This window comes from Pseudomonas crudilactis (assembly GCF_013433315.1).
GTDB classification, from domain to species: domain Bacteria; phylum Pseudomonadota; class Gammaproteobacteria; order Pseudomonadales; family Pseudomonadaceae; genus Aquipseudomonas; species Aquipseudomonas crudilactis.
In genome coordinates this window covers 91,908-106,437 of the sequence record NZ_WXVV01000001.1, presented here as the reverse complement: position 1 = coordinate 106,437, position 14,530 = coordinate 91,908, and the positions used below count along the sequence as shown (strand labels likewise).

The following is a 14,530-nucleotide window of genomic DNA, read 5'->3' as shown; positions in this document are numbered from 1 at the left end:
GCCCTGCATTGAAGGGGACGTTAAAGATCATTTTGCAACGGGCGATACCTTGGTTAATAACCATGGAGTTTCGCGATGATCATTCGACGTCCTTTATTGATTGCCTGTCTCTGCCTGCTGGGTTTTGACACCGTCAGCGCGGCCCAGTCTGCGCCCGTCAGCGGAGTGATTCGCTTCAATGGACGGATTGTTGAGGCAAGTTGCACGGCGAGTGGCGCCAGCCATGCTTCTGTCGAGCTGCTTGATTGTCCGCAGGCGAGCACCGGTCAGATATTCTCGGTGACTAACGTCAGTGCGGCAGGCCGGGGTGAGCCGCGCCAGCAAGTGTTCGTGAAGATGATTGCCGATTCCCACGAGCAGGAAAAATATTACGACCAGCGTTTGCTGCTCACGGACAACAAGGGCCACCCGATAATGACTGGCAATTACGTCGTGACGCTGACGCTGCCTTGATGGACTGAGAAAGAATGAGTTTGCGCCCCTTGTTTCAAGGTTACTGACAACAAGGGGCGTTAATAATGAGAATTGTCTGGTTCGTACACAACCGTCCCGCGCTTCTGGCATTGCGCCGCTCGCCACCGCTGCAAAACCCCTCCCTCCAAAGACTTTGAACCATGCCGTGCCCCGCTAGCGCGGGCTTGTCAGCAAAGTGTGGTTTTCGTTCAGCGATCCCCGTGCTCATTTTGAGACAAGTCTCATATCGGACTGGTTGGCCCTTGGTTATTTTCTTGAAAGGAAGAATGGAGCTGCCAAAGGTGTCCGATGTTTCTTGAAAATAACCGAAGTCGATCCTTGCGGATCCTGATCGCCGATAACGACGTGCGTAGAGGTCTGTCGATTGAACAACAGTTCAACAAGCTGGGCTGTCTCAGCGTAGTGAACGTCTGTACTTATCGTGACCTGAGAATACTGACGTATTACTGCCCCCAACGGCTCAGCCTGGTCGTCGTCAATGCTGAGTTGCTCAACGAGATGGCAATGGATCCGCTCGATTTTTTTGGGGAAAACCCGCTGATTCGTCACCTGTTGATTTTCAACCCCAGTGATGATCATCAGTGGTCGAAGACCTTCTTCACCCCGCATCCGCAACGCTGGATGCGTCTGGTCTCGAAAATCAATCTGCCGCGATTGGCGGATTTTCTGATGCTGGCCGACCCGACGCTCAAGGAACTGGCGGAGCCGGCCTCATCCGATTCCACGCTTTCTTCAGGTGCAAACCGCTAGCTGTTGCGCCTTCGCGCGGTAATCCGCTTGTGCTTTGAGGTGCTATTGCCCAGCGCCTGCTGTGCTGCCCACTCGTTTGCCCCATTGTCTTGAATACACTCTAAGGTAAGCATCATGCTGCTTCGTAAACTCAATCTCGCGCCGCGTTCGGCGCTGTGTTTTGGCTTGTTCTGTCTCATGATTATCGCGATCGGACTGATCGCCTTGCAGCAAGTCGACTTGCTCAACAAGGCAGAGACCTATGTCGAGACGACCATCGTGCCAAGCATCAAGCTGCTCGGCCAACTGGATCGTGAGTTCATCGAAATCAAGGGCAATAACGCCCGCCTGCGCAACCCTATCGAAACCCCTGAGCGTAAGGCTCAGGCCTTGATGGACATTCAGCAGTCGCGTCAGCTCATCAAAAATCATCAGCGAGCGCTCATTGATCTGCTGGCAACTGACGCCGGGCGTGAGGCCTTCGAGGCGTTCGCCAAAGCACAACAGGTCAATGATCAGGCGCAGGACCAATACCTTGAAACCGTGGCAAAAGGGCAGCTTGAAGCGGCCATTGCGCTGTCAAAGAATCAGATGCGTGCCGCCTCGGACGGCGTGCAGGTCGCGCTCAAGAAGCTGATTGCTCTCAACGAAATTGAAGCTTATGAAGCGGGCAAGCAGGCCGACAATGTTTACGAACATACGCTGTTGATCGTCAGTGTGTTCATTGTCATTGCCATCGGTGCTTCCTTGGCCTTGGCAGTGTTGTACACCCGCAGCCTGACGGTGCCGATTGCAGGCTCGCTAAGGGTTGCGGAATGCATCGCCGCCAACGATTTGAGCGAAACCATCGCGCTGGATGGTTCCGATGAGGCGGCGCAGATGCTGTCGTCACTGGCGGCGATGCAAACCAGTTTGCGTGACGCCCTGATCATGATCCGTGACTCGTCCACGCAGTTGGCCGAAACCTCGGAAGTCATGCACGGCGTCACCGAAGATATCTCGCGTATCACTCAGCGTCAGAGCCATGAAATCGAAATGGCCGCCACGGCCGTGACGCAAATGAGTGCAGCGGTGGAACAGGTTGCGGACAACGCCGCATCGACCTCGCAACTGACGTCGGAATCAAGCGCCGCAGCCATTGCCGGCAAAACCCGGGTCAGCGAAACGGTTGCGGCAATTAACCTGATGGTTTCCAGCGTGCATAGCACCTCGGCAGAAGTGCAGGCGCTTTCTACGATGGCGAGCGATATCAGCAGCGTGCTGGACGTGATCCGAGAAGTCGCCGAACAAACCAATCTGCTTGCCTTGAACGCAGCGATCGAAGCGGCGCGGGCGGGGGAGGCGGGCCGTGGCTTTGCCGTGGTCGCAGATGAGGTGAGAGGGCTGGCCCAGCGTACGCAGAAATCGACCGAAGACATCGAGTCCATGGTCAGCTCCATTCAATCGGGCACCAGCAGGGCAGTTTCTTCCATGAGTCACACCCGTTCTCAGGCCGAAAGAACACTCGAGATGGCCAATATCGCCGGCGAAGTGCTGACCGACATCACTGGCTCACTGAATCTTATCAATGAACGAAACCTGCTGATGGCGACCGCCGCTGAAGAGCAGGCTCAGGTTGCGCGCGAAGTGGATCGAAGCCTGATCAGCATTCGCGACTTGTCCTGTGAAACCGCAGAAGGCTCGAAACAGACGGCGGTTGCATCGGCGGAGCTCTCGCAGTTAGCGGCGTCGCTGAACAAATTGACCAAGGAATTCAAGCTCTGACTGTGAGCATAAAGCCCTGGTTGCCAGGGCTTTTTTATCAGTGCTTGATCGGTGAAGTGAAGTCTTGCGCATCGGGTGCAGAATTCTGAGCTGGCGATGCGGTTTGTGCCGTCAGTTGTTCAATGCAGGTGGCGAGTTGTTTTTCATAGCTTTCAAGCACCGCTTCGGCTTCAGCTTCGCGCTCATCACGTAAGCGAAAGAAGTCGTCGCGACTGAGCTGATCCGCTACGAGGCGGATATTTTGCTCGATGATCGCGCACAGAGAATCTTCGTCCTCTAACGCGGCGCTGGTTTGCGCCGCGCGTTGAGTGTTTTCGAGCTCCGTCTTTGCCGCCTCGGCGGCCTTCACTTGTTCCTTCGTGGTAAGCAGGTCGGTTTCCAGGGCTTGCTTCTGTTCTGCCAGACGCTTGAGTTCTGCGCTCATTGACTGGATAGCATCAGCGCGGTGGGTGAGCTGGACCTCCTGTTGCTGCACCACAGCCTTCAGTGGAAACAGTTCATTGAGCTGGTAACCGGCGACCACAGTCATGGCGATCAGCGCCAGTGCCAGAATCGTCAGGCAGTAGATGGCGGCGTTGCTCTGGGGTTTTGGACTATTGAGGGTATCGAGGGCTCTCACGGAATCGTTTCTCCTATCAAGAGCCACCAGTGTAATGGCCGAGTTTCGTTGCGCCTTTAAGACGAGTCTTAAATTGGGTGTTGGTTATTTACGCTGGTAAAGGAGGTGTTCAACAACGCGTCCTTTTTATAGGTTTCAAGATTTAGTTAGTTGACTATAAATCCATGAGAATTGTCTGATTGTTGAATAAATAAACTTTTTGCCCAAGTGCTATTTATTCATTATCTTCTCGCTCCGGTTGTGGTGATTTTGCTGCCGGTTGAATATTCGCACCATCGTCAATCATTCAGTTGTTTGCATGCAACGCAGAGTCAGAGAGAGTGTTATGAAGTTATGCTATATATTAATTGTCGGGCTCTTGTATGTGCTGTCGTCAAATGCAATGGCGGCGGTATGCGAGTTCTATCCCGACAACTCCAAGGGCAACGTCCAAGTTGTCCTTCCGGCCACGATCTCGGTGCCGCAGGACACACCGAACGGCACGGTTATCTATGAAAGCCCAATCGTGACCCTGGGAGCCATTCCCAGTTCGTTCAGGTGCTCTGCGGTACACAATGAAGGTGTGCGCAACTCTGTGGGTGTCACCCAATCAGGCGCGCAGATTTTTCCTGTTGGAAATACCGGGATCGGCTGGCAATGGATTCGACCGCCCTCGGGTAAAGCATGGAAAGGCTTTCCGGGAGACAGCGACGTTGCTGGCGGTTGGGGTTGGAATGGCAGTGAGCACATCTTGCGGCTCGTAAAGACGGGCACTATTTCAGGGAGTGCGACGATACCCTCAGGCCAATTGGGAGTCTTTGTCGCCGCTGAAATCGAGCCTCTGGCAATGAATACAAATGGCACCCGGGTCGTCTCACAGTCTTGCGAAACACCCGATGTGAAAGTTGATATGGGTAGTTATAACTTGAGCGATTTCCCAAAGAACGGTGCCTATGCCAAGGAGCAATACTTTTTTCTCAGTATGAAAAACTGTCCTACCGGAATAAACAACTTCCGCTACTCCTTTTCGCCCACTGCGGGCAGCCCTGCGTGGGACGCTAATACTGGCATGGTAAATCTGAACAGTAGCTCCACTGCCAAAGGTTTGGCATTGCAGATGCGCTTCAGAGACGGGAAGCCACTCAAGCTGAATCAGAACTACATAATGAAAGCGCCCACATCGGAAGGCGGGAATGCATCTGTAGACTTGCAAGCCCGCTTCGTGCGCATCGAGCCTTCCAATGCGCAAATGCGAGCGGGCAATGCCAATGCCGAAATTGCCTTTGTCGTTGAGTATCTATGAGGAGGCCAACAGCTTCTTCACCTCAGCCACAATCACCGCAATGTCGAAAGGCTTGGGCAGCACCACGTCAAACAGATCCGAGCGCTGCATGCCAATGTGCGCCTGCGCTCCACTCATGAGAATGATCGGCAGGTGTTTGACGGAAGGCTGGGCACGCACGGCTTCGGCGAATTCGAGGCCGTCCATGACCGGCATCATGAAGTCCGTGATGATCAGTGCTGGCCGTTCTCTCTCCAGCACTTCGAGGGCTTTCTTGCCATTGCTGGCCGTCACCGTCATGAAGCCTTCATCCTCCAGCGCAAAGCCAAGAATGTCAGCAATCAGATACTCGTCGTCGACTACCAGGATGGTGGTCATGTTATTTCAACCCGCTCGAAGACTTACGATATTGAACCAGGCAATGACTCGGATGAGACGGAAGGTTCATTTCTCAAAGCCTTTTCCAGGAACACATCTTGATCACGGATGACTACCTCGAACCGCGAAGGGTTATAGGAGCTATCACGTATCTTGAGAATGGAAAGCGTCCTGCGAAGTTCAGCGTGATTTTCAAAGAAACGCATGAGAATCAGGTTGTCGGCAATACTGGACAGGTCGGAATTCGGTGCGCTGACCTCGGAGCCGAACAGATCGCGCATTTCCCAGGAGGCGAAGACCGTGACGCCTCGGGATCGCAGCTCGTTCATCATTGCACTGAAAAAGTCCGTGATGCGTTCCGGTGTGGTTGAAACCCGAGTCATGCCGCTGAGGCTGTCGATGAACAGACGTTTGATACCTTTTTCATCGACCAAGCTCAGCAGGCGCGCACCGAGGGCGTCCAGCAAGCCCTCGGTGGTCGGCTGCCAGGCAATGCTCAACGCACCGCTGTGTTCCATTTGTTCAATATCGATGCCCAGCGAACGGCCTTTGAGTCGCAGCCGTTGCGGGCTCTCATAGAAACCGAAATGCAGGCCCGGCGCTTCGGTCGTCGACTGCGCGAGAAACTTCAGCCCCAGCGTGGTTTTGCCGATCCCGGAAGGCCCCATGACGAGCGTGACGCTGGAGCTGTGCAAGCCGCCACCGAGGATGTCATCCAGCGAAGCGATGCCGCTGGGAATGCGTGTCATGTCTGCGCTGTCGGGGGCGGAAGGGCGCTTGTACAGACTTTCCAGGCGCGGATAGACCACCAGGCCGTTTTCGGTGATCTCACACTCGTGAACACCGGTCAAAGCGCCGCTGCCGCGGGTCTTGCGCAGGTGAATGCGTCGCACCGATCGCGTGCCGAACAGCTCTTCGCCCATTTCGATGACGCCGTCGACCATCGTGTGTTCCGGGCTGCCGTCGTCCAGGCGCGAGCTGGTGAGAAACAGCACGGTGCAACCGGCGAATGCCGCGTGGCCTTGCAGTTCGGAGATGAATTTTTTCGTGTCGATCGGTGAGTCGGCCTTCGAGCGCGCGTTGAGCAAACCGTCGACGACCATGACCGTCGCTTTCTGCCGGCTGATTTCGCGCCGCAGCAGTTTCACCACTTCATCGAGGCCTTCGTTTTCCAGCGTATCGAAAGCGCTGACAAACTGTATTTCGGCGCCCACTCGCGACGCATCGAAAAAACTCATGGTCGACAGAAACTGAAACAGCCGGTCGTGGGACTCGGCCAGCAACGTGGCGACCAGAACGCGACCGCCATTGCGGGCATGATTGAAGCCGAGCTGATTGGCGAGGATGGTCTTGCCGGAACCGGGGCGGCCCTGAACGATGTACGAAGCACCCGCGACCAGGCCACCCTGAAGCAGCGCGTCGAGCCCTTCGATTCCGCTTTGAAGGCGTTTTAGCTTTTCCACTTTGCGACCCTGATCTGAAAAAACAGGCTTGTTAAGCCGAATGGGTGAAATGCTAACGCCATTTCCATTTTTGGGCCATGCCGGTGGAGGGAAAGTATCGTTGGAACGTATCGTTTTGGCGTGTTCCACCCCCCCGTGACTTCTGCCAAACCTTTCGAAAACGGTGCCCATCCAGGGCACCGTCATTAATCGAGAACTCAACCCGTTTCAAATCAAGTCTTCCGGCTGCATCGTCAAAATGATTTTCCCGACGTTCCCGGAAGACTCCATCCGGCGATGCGCATCGGCAGCCCGCGCTAGAGCAAACGTGCTATCGACGACCGGCTCAAGGCTTCCGGCACCCTCGAAGCGATCAAGCCAGTGATCGCGGAATCGCTTGATCATGGCGTGCTTCTCCGGTTGCGTGCGTGACTTCATCACCGTGCCGATGATTTGCAAGTGGCGGTAAAGAATGTCCTCCAGCGCCACCGTGACGTTGCCGCCACCGCCAAGGATGCCGACCTGAATCAGGCGACCGCCCTTGGCAAGGGACGCGATGTTGCGGGCGAAGTAGGGCTCACCGATAAAGTCGATGATCACATCGACGCCACGCCCCTGGGTTTTGTCGGCGATCACTTGAGCGAAGTCCTGCGTCTTGTAATCGATCGCCACGTCTGCGCCCAAATGCTCGACACGCGCCAGCTTGCTGCCTTCGGTGGTCGCATACACCGTGGCGCCGGTGGCGTAAGCCAACTGCACCGCAGCAGACCCGACGCCGCCAGCGGCCGCGTGTATCAGCACCGAATCGCCAGCCTTGAGCCGAGCCAGGTGCATCATCGCTTCATGGGCCGTGACGAAGACCTCGGGAATGGCCGCCGCATGTACATAGTCAACCTGCGCAGGGATGTGCATGGCCATGCGGTAATCGATGCGTGCCTGCTCGGCGTAGGCGCCGCCGCCGACCACACCCATGACGCGATCTCCGACCTCGAACCCCGTCACCGCTTTACCTTTGCCGATCACTTCGCCAGCGATTTCCAGGCCGATGATCAGCGAGTCACCGAAATTCGGATGGCCGTACCCACCGGTCCGGTGAGTCAGATCCGCACGGTTCACCCCGGCGGCATAGACACGCACCAGCAGGTCGTCGGGACGGACTTCAGGATTGGCGACCTCGACGAGTTCGAGGACGTCTGGCGCACCGAATTCTATGATGTTGATGGCTTTCATTCAGTTGTTCTCCGTTTCGCTGAACGTGGCGTTGGCGATAGCCGATGCGGTGATGGCGCCAGGGAAGCCCACATAGAAAGCCAGGTGTGTGATCGCTGCCGCCAGTTCGTCTTGGGTTACACCGTTGCCAGCCGCGCGGCGTAAGTGGGCAGGCAACTCTTCCGAGTGACCAGCGGCAATCAATGCCGCCACGGTGATCAGACTACGGTCGCGCAGGGACAGCGCGGGATCGCTCCAGATTTGCGGATAAAGCGTCGAGTCGACGAATTGCGCCAGCTTTGGCGTGAACGCGCGCGCGGCTTCCCGAGGACTGCTGAAATTGAGCTTGGACATGGGCGAGTTCCTTAAACCTGGCTGATGAATTTGTGGGTCAGATAGTGCTCGATGCCTTCAATGCCACCTTCGGAGCCGTGACCGCTTTCTTTCATGCCGCCGAACGGGAGCTCGGTTGCGACGATGCGGTATTGGTTGATCCCGATCATCCCGGCCTCTAACCCGTCGGCGACGTCAATGGCCGTGCGCGCGCTGGAGGTGAACGCGTAGGCCGAAAGTCCGTAGGGCAGGCGGTTGGCTTCTTGCAGCCCATCGGCCAGCTCATCGAACCGCATCAGTACGGCGATGGGGCCGAAGGGTTCTTCGTGCATGATGCGGGCGTTCATCGGCACATCCGCCAGAACGGTGGGCTGGAAGAAGTAGCCCTCGCCTGACAAGGCTTCGCCACCGACCAATACTCGTGCACCTTTTTCGACGGCATCGGCGACCAGTTCTTCCATTTTTGCCAATTGCCTTGGGTTGGCTAACGGTCCGACCTGAGTGTCCGGATGCAGGCCGTCACCGATTCTCAGGGCTTGGGTCGCCGCGACAAAGTGATCGACAAAGGCTTGATAGGCGCCACGCTGGATCAGAAACCGAGTGGATGAAATGCACACCTGCCCGGTGCCGCGAAAGCGGTTGGCGACGCCCTCAACGGCGGCTTTTTCAATGTCGGCATCTTCGAACACCAGCACCGGTCCGTGCCCGCCCAGTTCAAGGGTGATGGGCTTCACGCCTTCGGCAGCGCGTGCAGACAGCAGACGACCGATGGGCACCGAGCCGGTGAAGGTCACCTTGCGAATGATCGGCGAGGCGATCAGATGGCTGGACACTTGATCCGGTACGCCAAACACCACTTGCAGCACACCCTTGGGCAATCCTGCATCGTCGAGTGCACGCGCCAGGGCCAGTGCTGTGGAGGGGCTTTCCTCACCCGGTTTGAGGATGACGCTGCAACCGGCGGCCAGTGCTGCCGAGAGCTTGCGTGCCGGGGTGATGGCCGGGAAATTCCACGGTGTAAATGCGGCCACCGGGCCGATGGCCTGGCGTTTGACCAGTTGCAACACGCCTGGTCGGTTAGCCGGGACCACACGGCCATCGATACGCCGGGCGCTTTCGGCGAACCATTCGAAATACTCCGCCGCACGGGTCACTTCATCGAGGCTTTCACTCAGCGGTTTGCCTTCCTCCAAGGTCATCTGCGCGGCAATCTGCGGTGCACGTTCCAGGATCAGGTCGGCGGCACGCTTGAGGATTTTTGCGCGTTGGTCAGGCACGGTCTGGCGCCACTGCTCGAAGCTCAGGCCAGTCACTTCCAGGGTGTGATCAAGATCGCCTGCGGTGGCGAGCGGGACGCGGCCGATTTCCCGGCCGGTCGCCGGGTTGACGACGGCGGCGGTATCGCGCCCTTCGGCACTGATCCATTCACCACCGATGAAAAGATAAAGCGGGTCGTAGGAAGTCTTCATGATGTGCCCTTCAGTTGGTTGTCAGAGATTCGTAAGAAACCCGGCGCCGGCTCAGGCAGCCTGTGCAACCAAGTTTATGGAAGGAGGGGGCATTGATTTAGACGGGCCAGAGGGAATCATTGTTGTTGCCAGAGGTAATATCGAGTCGCGGGCCGAACGTGTAGCATCCGGAAAAAATGCGCGTTATCACGGGTGAGCGTCAGATCTACAGGAAGGTCGCGATGGATAAACTTTCGAACATGTCGGTGTACATAAAGGTTGTCGAGATGGGCAGTTTCACGGCCGTGGCCAATCATCTGGACTCCACCGTCGGTAACGTATCGCGTGCTGTATCGGCGCTGGAAAACGTGCTCGACGCACGTCTGTTGCAACGCTCGACCCGACGCCTGTCGGTCACCGATGCCGGGCGACGGTTCTATGAGCGCTGCACGAAAATTCTCGCTGATCTGGAGAGTGCCGAAGCCGAAGCCAGCAATGCCGCGCTGGAGCCTCGGGGAACACTGCGGGTGCATTGCGTTCCTGGGCTGGCCCGGCATCTGGTCACCGGGGCCGTGCTGGAGTACCGCCAGCAATTCCCGGAGGTGACGGTGGATTTATTGCTCTCGCAACGCATGCCTAACCTGTTGGAAGACCAACTGGATGTCTCGATCCTGATCGCCCGCGCGCTCCCCGATTCGGCGTATGTCAGCCAGAAGATCGGTGTCAGCCATTGTGTGTTGGTGGCGTCGCCAGACTACTTGGCCCGGCATGCGGCTCCCGAGACGCCAGAAGACCTGCGTGATCACCAGTGTCTGCTGTTGGGCACCGTCGACTATGTGCGGGATGAGTGGCAACTCAAGAGCAAGGCCGGGGACGCCACGTTTGTCCCGACAGGGCCAAGTTTCAGCGTCAACGATATGGATGCGATGGCGCTGGCCATTCGAGAGGGCGCGGGGATTGGCTTGCTGGCCGGATTTACGGCCATCGATGATTTGCGTTCCGGCAAGCTCGTGCGGGTTTTGCCTGACTACCATACCTATGAGCGTAACGTGTACGCCGTCTATACCTCTCGGCAGTTTGTCGATGCAAAAATCACCCGGTTTATTGAAACGCTGAAAGATCGGGTTGGCAGTCAGCTGGCAGCCACGGCCAAAGAACTGATCGATTGAAATACTGCGGAGCAAAAAGGTATTTGCGCCTCGATGAGACCACTCTCCGAGGCGCAATGATGGGTAAACAGCTGACTTAGCCCTGGCTGCAACGGCCCATGACGTTATAGGCCAGTACATGGCGTTTGCCTTGCGAGTCCTGGTAAGTCATGTGCGTCGGTACCACTGCGCAAACATCCGGCACCGGTTCTTCAGAGATGACCTTGGCGACATCCAGGTGGGTACCGTAGCGATATTGCTCGACCTGTTTAGTCGTTGCAGGACCGTCCTGCGCTGCTACCACAGAGCTGAAGCCCAAGAGTGCGACGATGATCATTGCCGTTTTCATGATGAGATTTCCTAAAGTAAGTGTGATGTTGCTGGCAGGACGAACTTTAGGCTTGAGGGTGTTGCGCAAACAGGCACGGATCAGGGAAAGACTTTTATCAATTTCGAACACAATCGGGAGGTGTCTGACGTTACGGGCGCTCTACAAGGTCGGCGTGGCGGTGACAGTAACCGGGCTTGAGTGCCGCGCACCTTCGGATGCGCGGCAAGCTGTGTTTCGACGCTCACGAAACTGTCGTGAGACGAACCGCGCTTTTACAACGCAAACGTAGTCCCCCGAGTATTCACAAACAGCGAATAGATCGAGTGACTACTGGCCATGAACAACCGATTGCCTTCGCGCCCCCCAAAGCACAAATTCGGGCAGCGCTCTGGCAGGGAAATGTGCCCGATGGCCTTGCCCTGCTGATTGAAAACGCGCACGCCGTCGAGTTTTTCCAGGTCAGCCTTGGGATCACCATTGCCGCCCCAGCCGCACCACAGGTTGCCGGCTTCGTCGCATTTGATGCCGTCGATGGCGGCATATTCCAGCCCTTCGATGTGCTTTCGGCGTTCGCCAAGTGTGCCGTCGTCATTCACGGCAATCGCCCAGATCAAGCGATTAGGCTTGGCGCGACCTTCGACGACGTAAAGGGTTTTTTCATCGGGCGAAAAGCACAGGCCGTTGGGGCCGTTGAGATCATCGATGACCCGAGTGACTTTTTTGCTCTCGCCGTCGATTCGGTACACGGCGTGGGGTTGGCTCGGGGTGATTTTGTGGCCCTCGTAGTTATTGCTGGTCTGGAATGGCGGGTCGGTGAACCAGATCGAGCCGTCACTTTTGCAGACGATGTCGTTGGGCGAGTTGAAGGGCTTGCCGTCGAAGCTGTCGGCCAGCACGGTGATCGTGCCATTGGCTTCGGTGCGCGTGATGCGCCGGCCTTCGCTGGTCGTGGTGGAGCCTTCGCAGACGATCAGACGCCCTTGGCGATCCCGGCACATGCCGTTGGAGAAATTGGAATGTTCGCGATACACGCTGAAGGTGTCGGTGATTTCGTCCCAGCGCATGATGCGATTATTGGGGATGTCGCTGACCAGCAAATAGCGGCCATCACCGAACCAAACCGGTCCTTCAGCCCAGCGCATGCCGGTGGCAAGTTTTTCAACACTGGCGTTGAAAATACGCAGCTCAAGGAAGCTGTCGTCGAGGATGTGAATCAGCGGATCAGGGTAGCGCTGACTCAAGGGTTCGGCGGCCTCGGCGATCCGCGTCAGTGCGGTGCTGCCGACGGTGGCGAGCGTGGCGGAAACAGCGAGAGACTTTTTCAGGAAGCTGCGGCGGGTATTGCCTTGCGCTCGGTCAGGGCTTTCAGGTCGAGCGGACAGGGATGAGTCCATGTAGCGATCTCCGTGGTTTTATTTTTTTTGTGGGAGACGTAGTAATACCTTGTGATAGGACATCGTACAAGTGGCTCGTAGTGCTCAAGTTGTAGGGCGCTTGTCCATAAGCGCCCTGACAGGTCAGCGGTCAAGCCAGAGCTTGATCTGCGCGCAGACGGCTTGGGTAGAAATGCCGTAACGATCGTGCAGTGTTGGCAATGCCCCCGCGTCGAGAAACGCATCGGGCAAAGCGATCTGCCTGAATGTTGGGGTTACCCCGTTACGCAGAAGCACCCCAGCGACGGCCTCACCGAGACCGCCAATAATCGAACTGTTTTCTGCGGTGACCACCAGGCGACCTGATTTGCGAGCTTCGGCAAGAATGGCTTGCTCGTCCAGCGGCTTTATCGTCGGTACGTGCAACACGGCGACATCCACGCCATCGGCTTGCAGTTCCTTGGCGGCTTCAAGTGCGCGCATGGTCATCAGGCCGGTGGAGATGATCAGCACATCGTTACCGGTGCGCAGGGTTTTGGCTTTGCCGATCTCGAACTGATAGCCGTATTCGTCGAGCACCAACGGTACATTGCCGCGCAGCAAACGCATGTACACAGGCCCCTGATGCGCGGCGATCGCGGGTACGGCCTGTTCGATTTCCAGGGCATCGCAGGGGTCGACAATCATCAGGTTGGGCATGGCACGGAAGATGGCCAGGTCATCGGTGGCCTGGTGGCTGGGGCCGTATCCGGTGGTGAGACCGGGCAGGCCGCAGACGATTTTGACGTTGAGGTTTTCCTCGGCGATGGCCATGCAGATGAAGTCATAGGCACGCCGCGAAGCAAACACCGCGTAGGTCGTGGCAAAGGGTACGAAACCTTCACGGGCCATGCCTGCGGCTGCACTCATCAGCAGTTGTTCGGCCATGCCCATTTGATAGAACCGGTCCGGGTGGGCCTTGGCAAAGATGTGCAGGTCGGTGTATTTGGACAGGTCGGCGGACAGACCGACGATGTCCTGGCGTTGATCAGCCAGCGCCGCCAGCGCATGACCGAAAGGCGCGGCTTTGGTGGCTTGGCCCTCCGAAGCGATGGACGCGATCATCGCCGACGTGGTCAGGCGTTTCTTGCTCGGCTCGGCAGTCGGCATGGGTGTTTTGACGGCGTTGTTCATTGGTTTTTTCCTTCTTCAAGATTGCGCAGCGCCAGTTCCCATTCGTGCTCTTCCACACGGATGAAGTGGGTTTTCTCGCGGGTTTCCAGGAAGGGCACGCCTTTGCCCATTTTGGTGTCGCAGATGATCACCCGTGGCTGACGGCCGGAATGATTACGCGCAGCATCGAACGCACTGACCAACGCCTCCAGATCATTGCCGTCGACGCGCTGGGTGAACCAGCCAAACGCCTGCCAGCGATCGACGATGGGTTCGAACGAGAGGATTTCGCTGGAGTGGCCGTCGGCTTGCTGGTTGTTGACGTCGACGATGGCGATCAGGTTGTCGAGCTTCCAGTGCGAAGCCGACATGACCGCTTCCCAGGTCGAGCCTTCGTTCAACTCGCCATCGGACAGCAGGTTGTAGACGAAGGATGGCGAATCTTTGCGCTTGAGTCCCAGACAGGCGCCGACCGCGATGCCCAAGCCTTGGCCCAGCGAGCCGCCGGTGATTTCCATGCCCGGGGTGTAGGCGGCCATGCCCGACATCGGCAGGCGACTGTCGTCCGAGCCGTAGGTTTCCAGCTCTTCGAGCGGGATGATCTCGGCCTCGATCAGCGCTGCGTACAGCGCAATGGCGTAGTGACCGATGGAAAGGTAGAAGCGATCGCGCTGCTCCCATTCGGGATCAGTTGGGCGATGATTCATCGCATGAAAGTAAGACACCGCCAGCAAATCGGCAGCGCCGAGTGCCTGGCCGACGTAGCCCTGACCCTGGACCTGGCCCATGCGCAGCGCGTGGCGGCGAATGTTGTGCGCGCGCTCCGTCAGGCTCAGGGATGCAGCGTGTGAAAGATTAGTCGTCATGAT

Annotated in this window: 15 protein-coding genes; 5 read left to right on the top strand and 10 right to left on the bottom strand. The window is 57.2% G+C overall.

Features of this window, described 5'->3' with window-relative positions; genetic code table 11:
• Positions 1-75: 75 nt before the first annotated feature.
• From GTU76_RS00470 to GTU76_RS00460, 3 genes are all read left to right on the top strand, one after another.
• Entirely contained in the window at positions 76-453 is a 378-nt protein-coding gene (locus GTU76_RS00470; RefSeq protein WP_180697811.1) for a type 1 fimbrial protein, read from the top strand.
• 309 nt (positions 454-762) lie between these two features.
• A complete protein-coding gene (locus GTU76_RS00465; protein ID WP_180697810.1) occupies positions 763-1,224 on the top strand; it encodes a hypothetical protein in 462 nt (153 codons plus the stop codon).
• Positions 1,225-1,338: 114 nt separating this feature from the next.
• The gene (locus GTU76_RS00460; RefSeq protein ID WP_016984510.1) at positions 1,339-2,967 is read left to right on the top strand and encodes a methyl-accepting chemotaxis protein; all 1,629 of its coding nucleotides are present in this window, start codon (positions 1,339-1,341) and stop codon (positions 2,965-2,967) included.
• Between the two features lie 37 nt (positions 2,968-3,004).
• Here GTU76_RS00460 and GTU76_RS00455 read toward each other — a convergent pair whose 3' ends face one another.
• Entirely contained in the window at positions 3,005-3,496 is a 492-nt protein-coding gene (locus GTU76_RS00455; protein ID WP_180697809.1) for a hypothetical protein, read from the bottom strand.
• Positions 3,497-3,884: 388 nt separating this feature from the next.
• Here GTU76_RS00455 and GTU76_RS00450 point away from each other — a divergent pair, with 388 nt between their 5' ends.
• Positions 3,885-4,868 carry a fimbrial protein gene (locus tag GTU76_RS00450; RefSeq protein ID WP_100216369.1) on the top strand — a complete coding sequence of 328 codons (984 nt, stop codon included), beginning with the start codon at positions 3,885-3,887 and terminating at the stop codon, positions 4,866-4,868.
• Here GTU76_RS00450 and GTU76_RS00445 read toward each other — a convergent pair.
• The 5 genes from GTU76_RS00445 to GTU76_RS00425 form a co-directional block, all read right to left on the bottom strand.
• Positions 4,863-5,225 (bottom strand): response regulator, encoded by a 363-nt coding sequence (locus GTU76_RS00445; RefSeq protein ID WP_016984513.1) that lies wholly within the window; start codon positions 5,223-5,225, stop codon positions 4,863-4,865. The two genes, GTU76_RS00450 and GTU76_RS00445, sit on opposite strands and share 6 nt — an antisense overlap.
• Before the next feature lie 23 nt (positions 5,226-5,248).
• Complete coding sequence (locus GTU76_RS00440; RefSeq protein ID WP_016984514.1) at positions 5,249-6,688, bottom strand: ATPase domain-containing protein; 1,440 nt, start codon at positions 6,686-6,688, stop codon at positions 5,249-5,251.
• 207 nt (positions 6,689-6,895) lie between these two features.
• Positions 6,896-7,897, bottom strand: a complete 1,002-nt coding sequence (locus tag GTU76_RS00435; RefSeq protein WP_077572897.1) for an NAD(P)H-quinone oxidoreductase — start codon at positions 7,895-7,897, stop codon at positions 6,896-6,898.
• On the bottom strand, positions 7,898-8,230 hold the full coding sequence (locus GTU76_RS00430) for a carboxymuconolactone decarboxylase family protein (RefSeq protein WP_077572896.1): 333 nt from the start codon (positions 8,228-8,230) through the stop codon (positions 7,898-7,900). It lies immediately after the preceding gene.
• A gap of 11 nt (positions 8,231-8,241) precedes the next feature.
• On the bottom strand, positions 8,242-9,678 hold the full coding sequence (locus tag GTU76_RS00425) for an NAD-dependent succinate-semialdehyde dehydrogenase (RefSeq protein ID WP_180697808.1): 1,437 nt from the start codon (positions 9,676-9,678) through the stop codon (positions 8,242-8,244).
• Positions 9,679-9,899: 221 nt separating this feature from the next.
• On the opposite strand from GTU76_RS00425, the gene GTU76_RS00420 reads away from it, so the two are divergent.
• Positions 9,900-10,826 carry a LysR family transcriptional regulator gene (locus GTU76_RS00420; protein ID WP_122661952.1) on the top strand — a complete coding sequence of 309 codons (927 nt, stop codon included), beginning with the start codon at positions 9,900-9,902 and terminating at the stop codon, positions 10,824-10,826.
• Positions 10,827-10,902: 76 nt separating this feature from the next.
• On the opposite strand, the gene GTU76_RS00415 is transcribed toward GTU76_RS00420, so the two are convergent.
• The 4 genes from GTU76_RS00415 to GTU76_RS00400 form a co-directional block, all read right to left on the bottom strand.
• Complete coding sequence (locus GTU76_RS00415; protein WP_016984519.1) at positions 10,903-11,154, bottom strand: DUF2790 domain-containing protein; 252 nt, start codon at positions 11,152-11,154, stop codon at positions 10,903-10,905.
• Between the two features lie 254 nt (positions 11,155-11,408).
• Positions 11,409-12,530: an SMP-30/gluconolactonase/LRE family protein gene (locus tag GTU76_RS00410; RefSeq protein WP_180697807.1), complete on the bottom strand. Its 1,122-nt coding sequence runs from the start codon at positions 12,528-12,530 to the stop codon at positions 11,409-11,411.
• 123 nt (positions 12,531-12,653) lie between these two features.
• The gene (locus tag GTU76_RS00405; protein ID WP_180697806.1) at positions 12,654-13,682 is read right to left on the bottom strand and encodes a transketolase family protein; all 1,029 of its coding nucleotides are present in this window, start codon (positions 13,680-13,682) and stop codon (positions 12,654-12,656) included.
• Positions 13,679-14,527 (bottom strand): transketolase, encoded by an 849-nt coding sequence (locus GTU76_RS00400; protein WP_077572890.1) that lies wholly within the window; start codon positions 14,525-14,527, stop codon positions 13,679-13,681. Before GTU76_RS00400 ends, GTU76_RS00405 begins: the two co-directional genes overlap by 4 nt.
• Positions 14,528-14,530 lie beyond the last annotated feature (3 nt).

Excerpts from the sequence above, each read along its gene's own strand:
- GTU76_RS00470 (WP_180697811.1), top strand. The coding sequence starts at position 76 with ATGATCATTCGACGTCCTTTATTGATTGCCTGTCTCTGCCTGCTGGGT.
- GTU76_RS00465 (WP_180697810.1), top strand. The coding sequence starts at position 763 with ATGTTTCTTGAAAATAACCGAAGTCGATCCTTGCGGATCCTGATCGCC.
- GTU76_RS00460 (WP_016984510.1), top strand. The coding sequence starts at position 1,339 with ATGCTGCTTCGTAAACTCAATCTCGCGCCGCGTTCGGCGCTGTGTTTT.
- GTU76_RS00455 (WP_180697809.1), bottom strand. The coding sequence starts at position 3,496 with ATGACTGTGGTCGCCGGTTACCAGCTCAATGAACTGTTTCCACTGAAG.
- GTU76_RS00450 (WP_100216369.1), top strand. The coding sequence starts at position 3,885 with ATGCAACGCAGAGTCAGAGAGAGTGTTATGAAGTTATGCTATATATTA.
- GTU76_RS00445 (WP_016984513.1), bottom strand. The coding sequence starts at position 5,225 with ATGACCACCATCCTGGTAGTCGACGACGAGTATCTGATTGCTGACATT.
- GTU76_RS00435 (WP_077572897.1), bottom strand. The coding sequence starts at position 7,897 with ATGAAAGCCATCAACATCATAGAATTCGGTGCGCCAGACGTCCTCGAA.
- GTU76_RS00430 (WP_077572896.1), bottom strand. The coding sequence starts at position 8,230 with ATGTCCAAGCTCAATTTCAGCAGTCCTCGGGAAGCCGCGCGCGCGTTC.
- GTU76_RS00425 (WP_180697808.1), bottom strand. The coding sequence starts at position 9,678 with ATGAAGACTTCCTACGACCCGCTTTATCTTTTCATCGGTGGTGAATGG.
- GTU76_RS00420 (WP_122661952.1), top strand. The coding sequence starts at position 9,900 with ATGGATAAACTTTCGAACATGTCGGTGTACATAAAGGTTGTCGAGATG.
- GTU76_RS00415 (WP_016984519.1), bottom strand. The coding sequence starts at position 11,154 with ATGAAAACGGCAATGATCATCGTCGCACTCTTGGGCTTCAGCTCTGTG.
- GTU76_RS00410 (WP_180697807.1), bottom strand. The coding sequence starts at position 12,530 with ATGGACTCATCCCTGTCCGCTCGACCTGAAAGCCCTGACCGAGCGCAA.
- GTU76_RS00405 (WP_180697806.1), bottom strand. The coding sequence starts at position 13,682 with ATGAACAACGCCGTCAAAACACCCATGCCGACTGCCGAGCCGAGCAAG.
- GTU76_RS00400 (WP_077572890.1), bottom strand. The coding sequence starts at position 14,527 with ATGACGACTAATCTTTCACACGCTGCATCCCTGAGCCTGACGGAGCGC.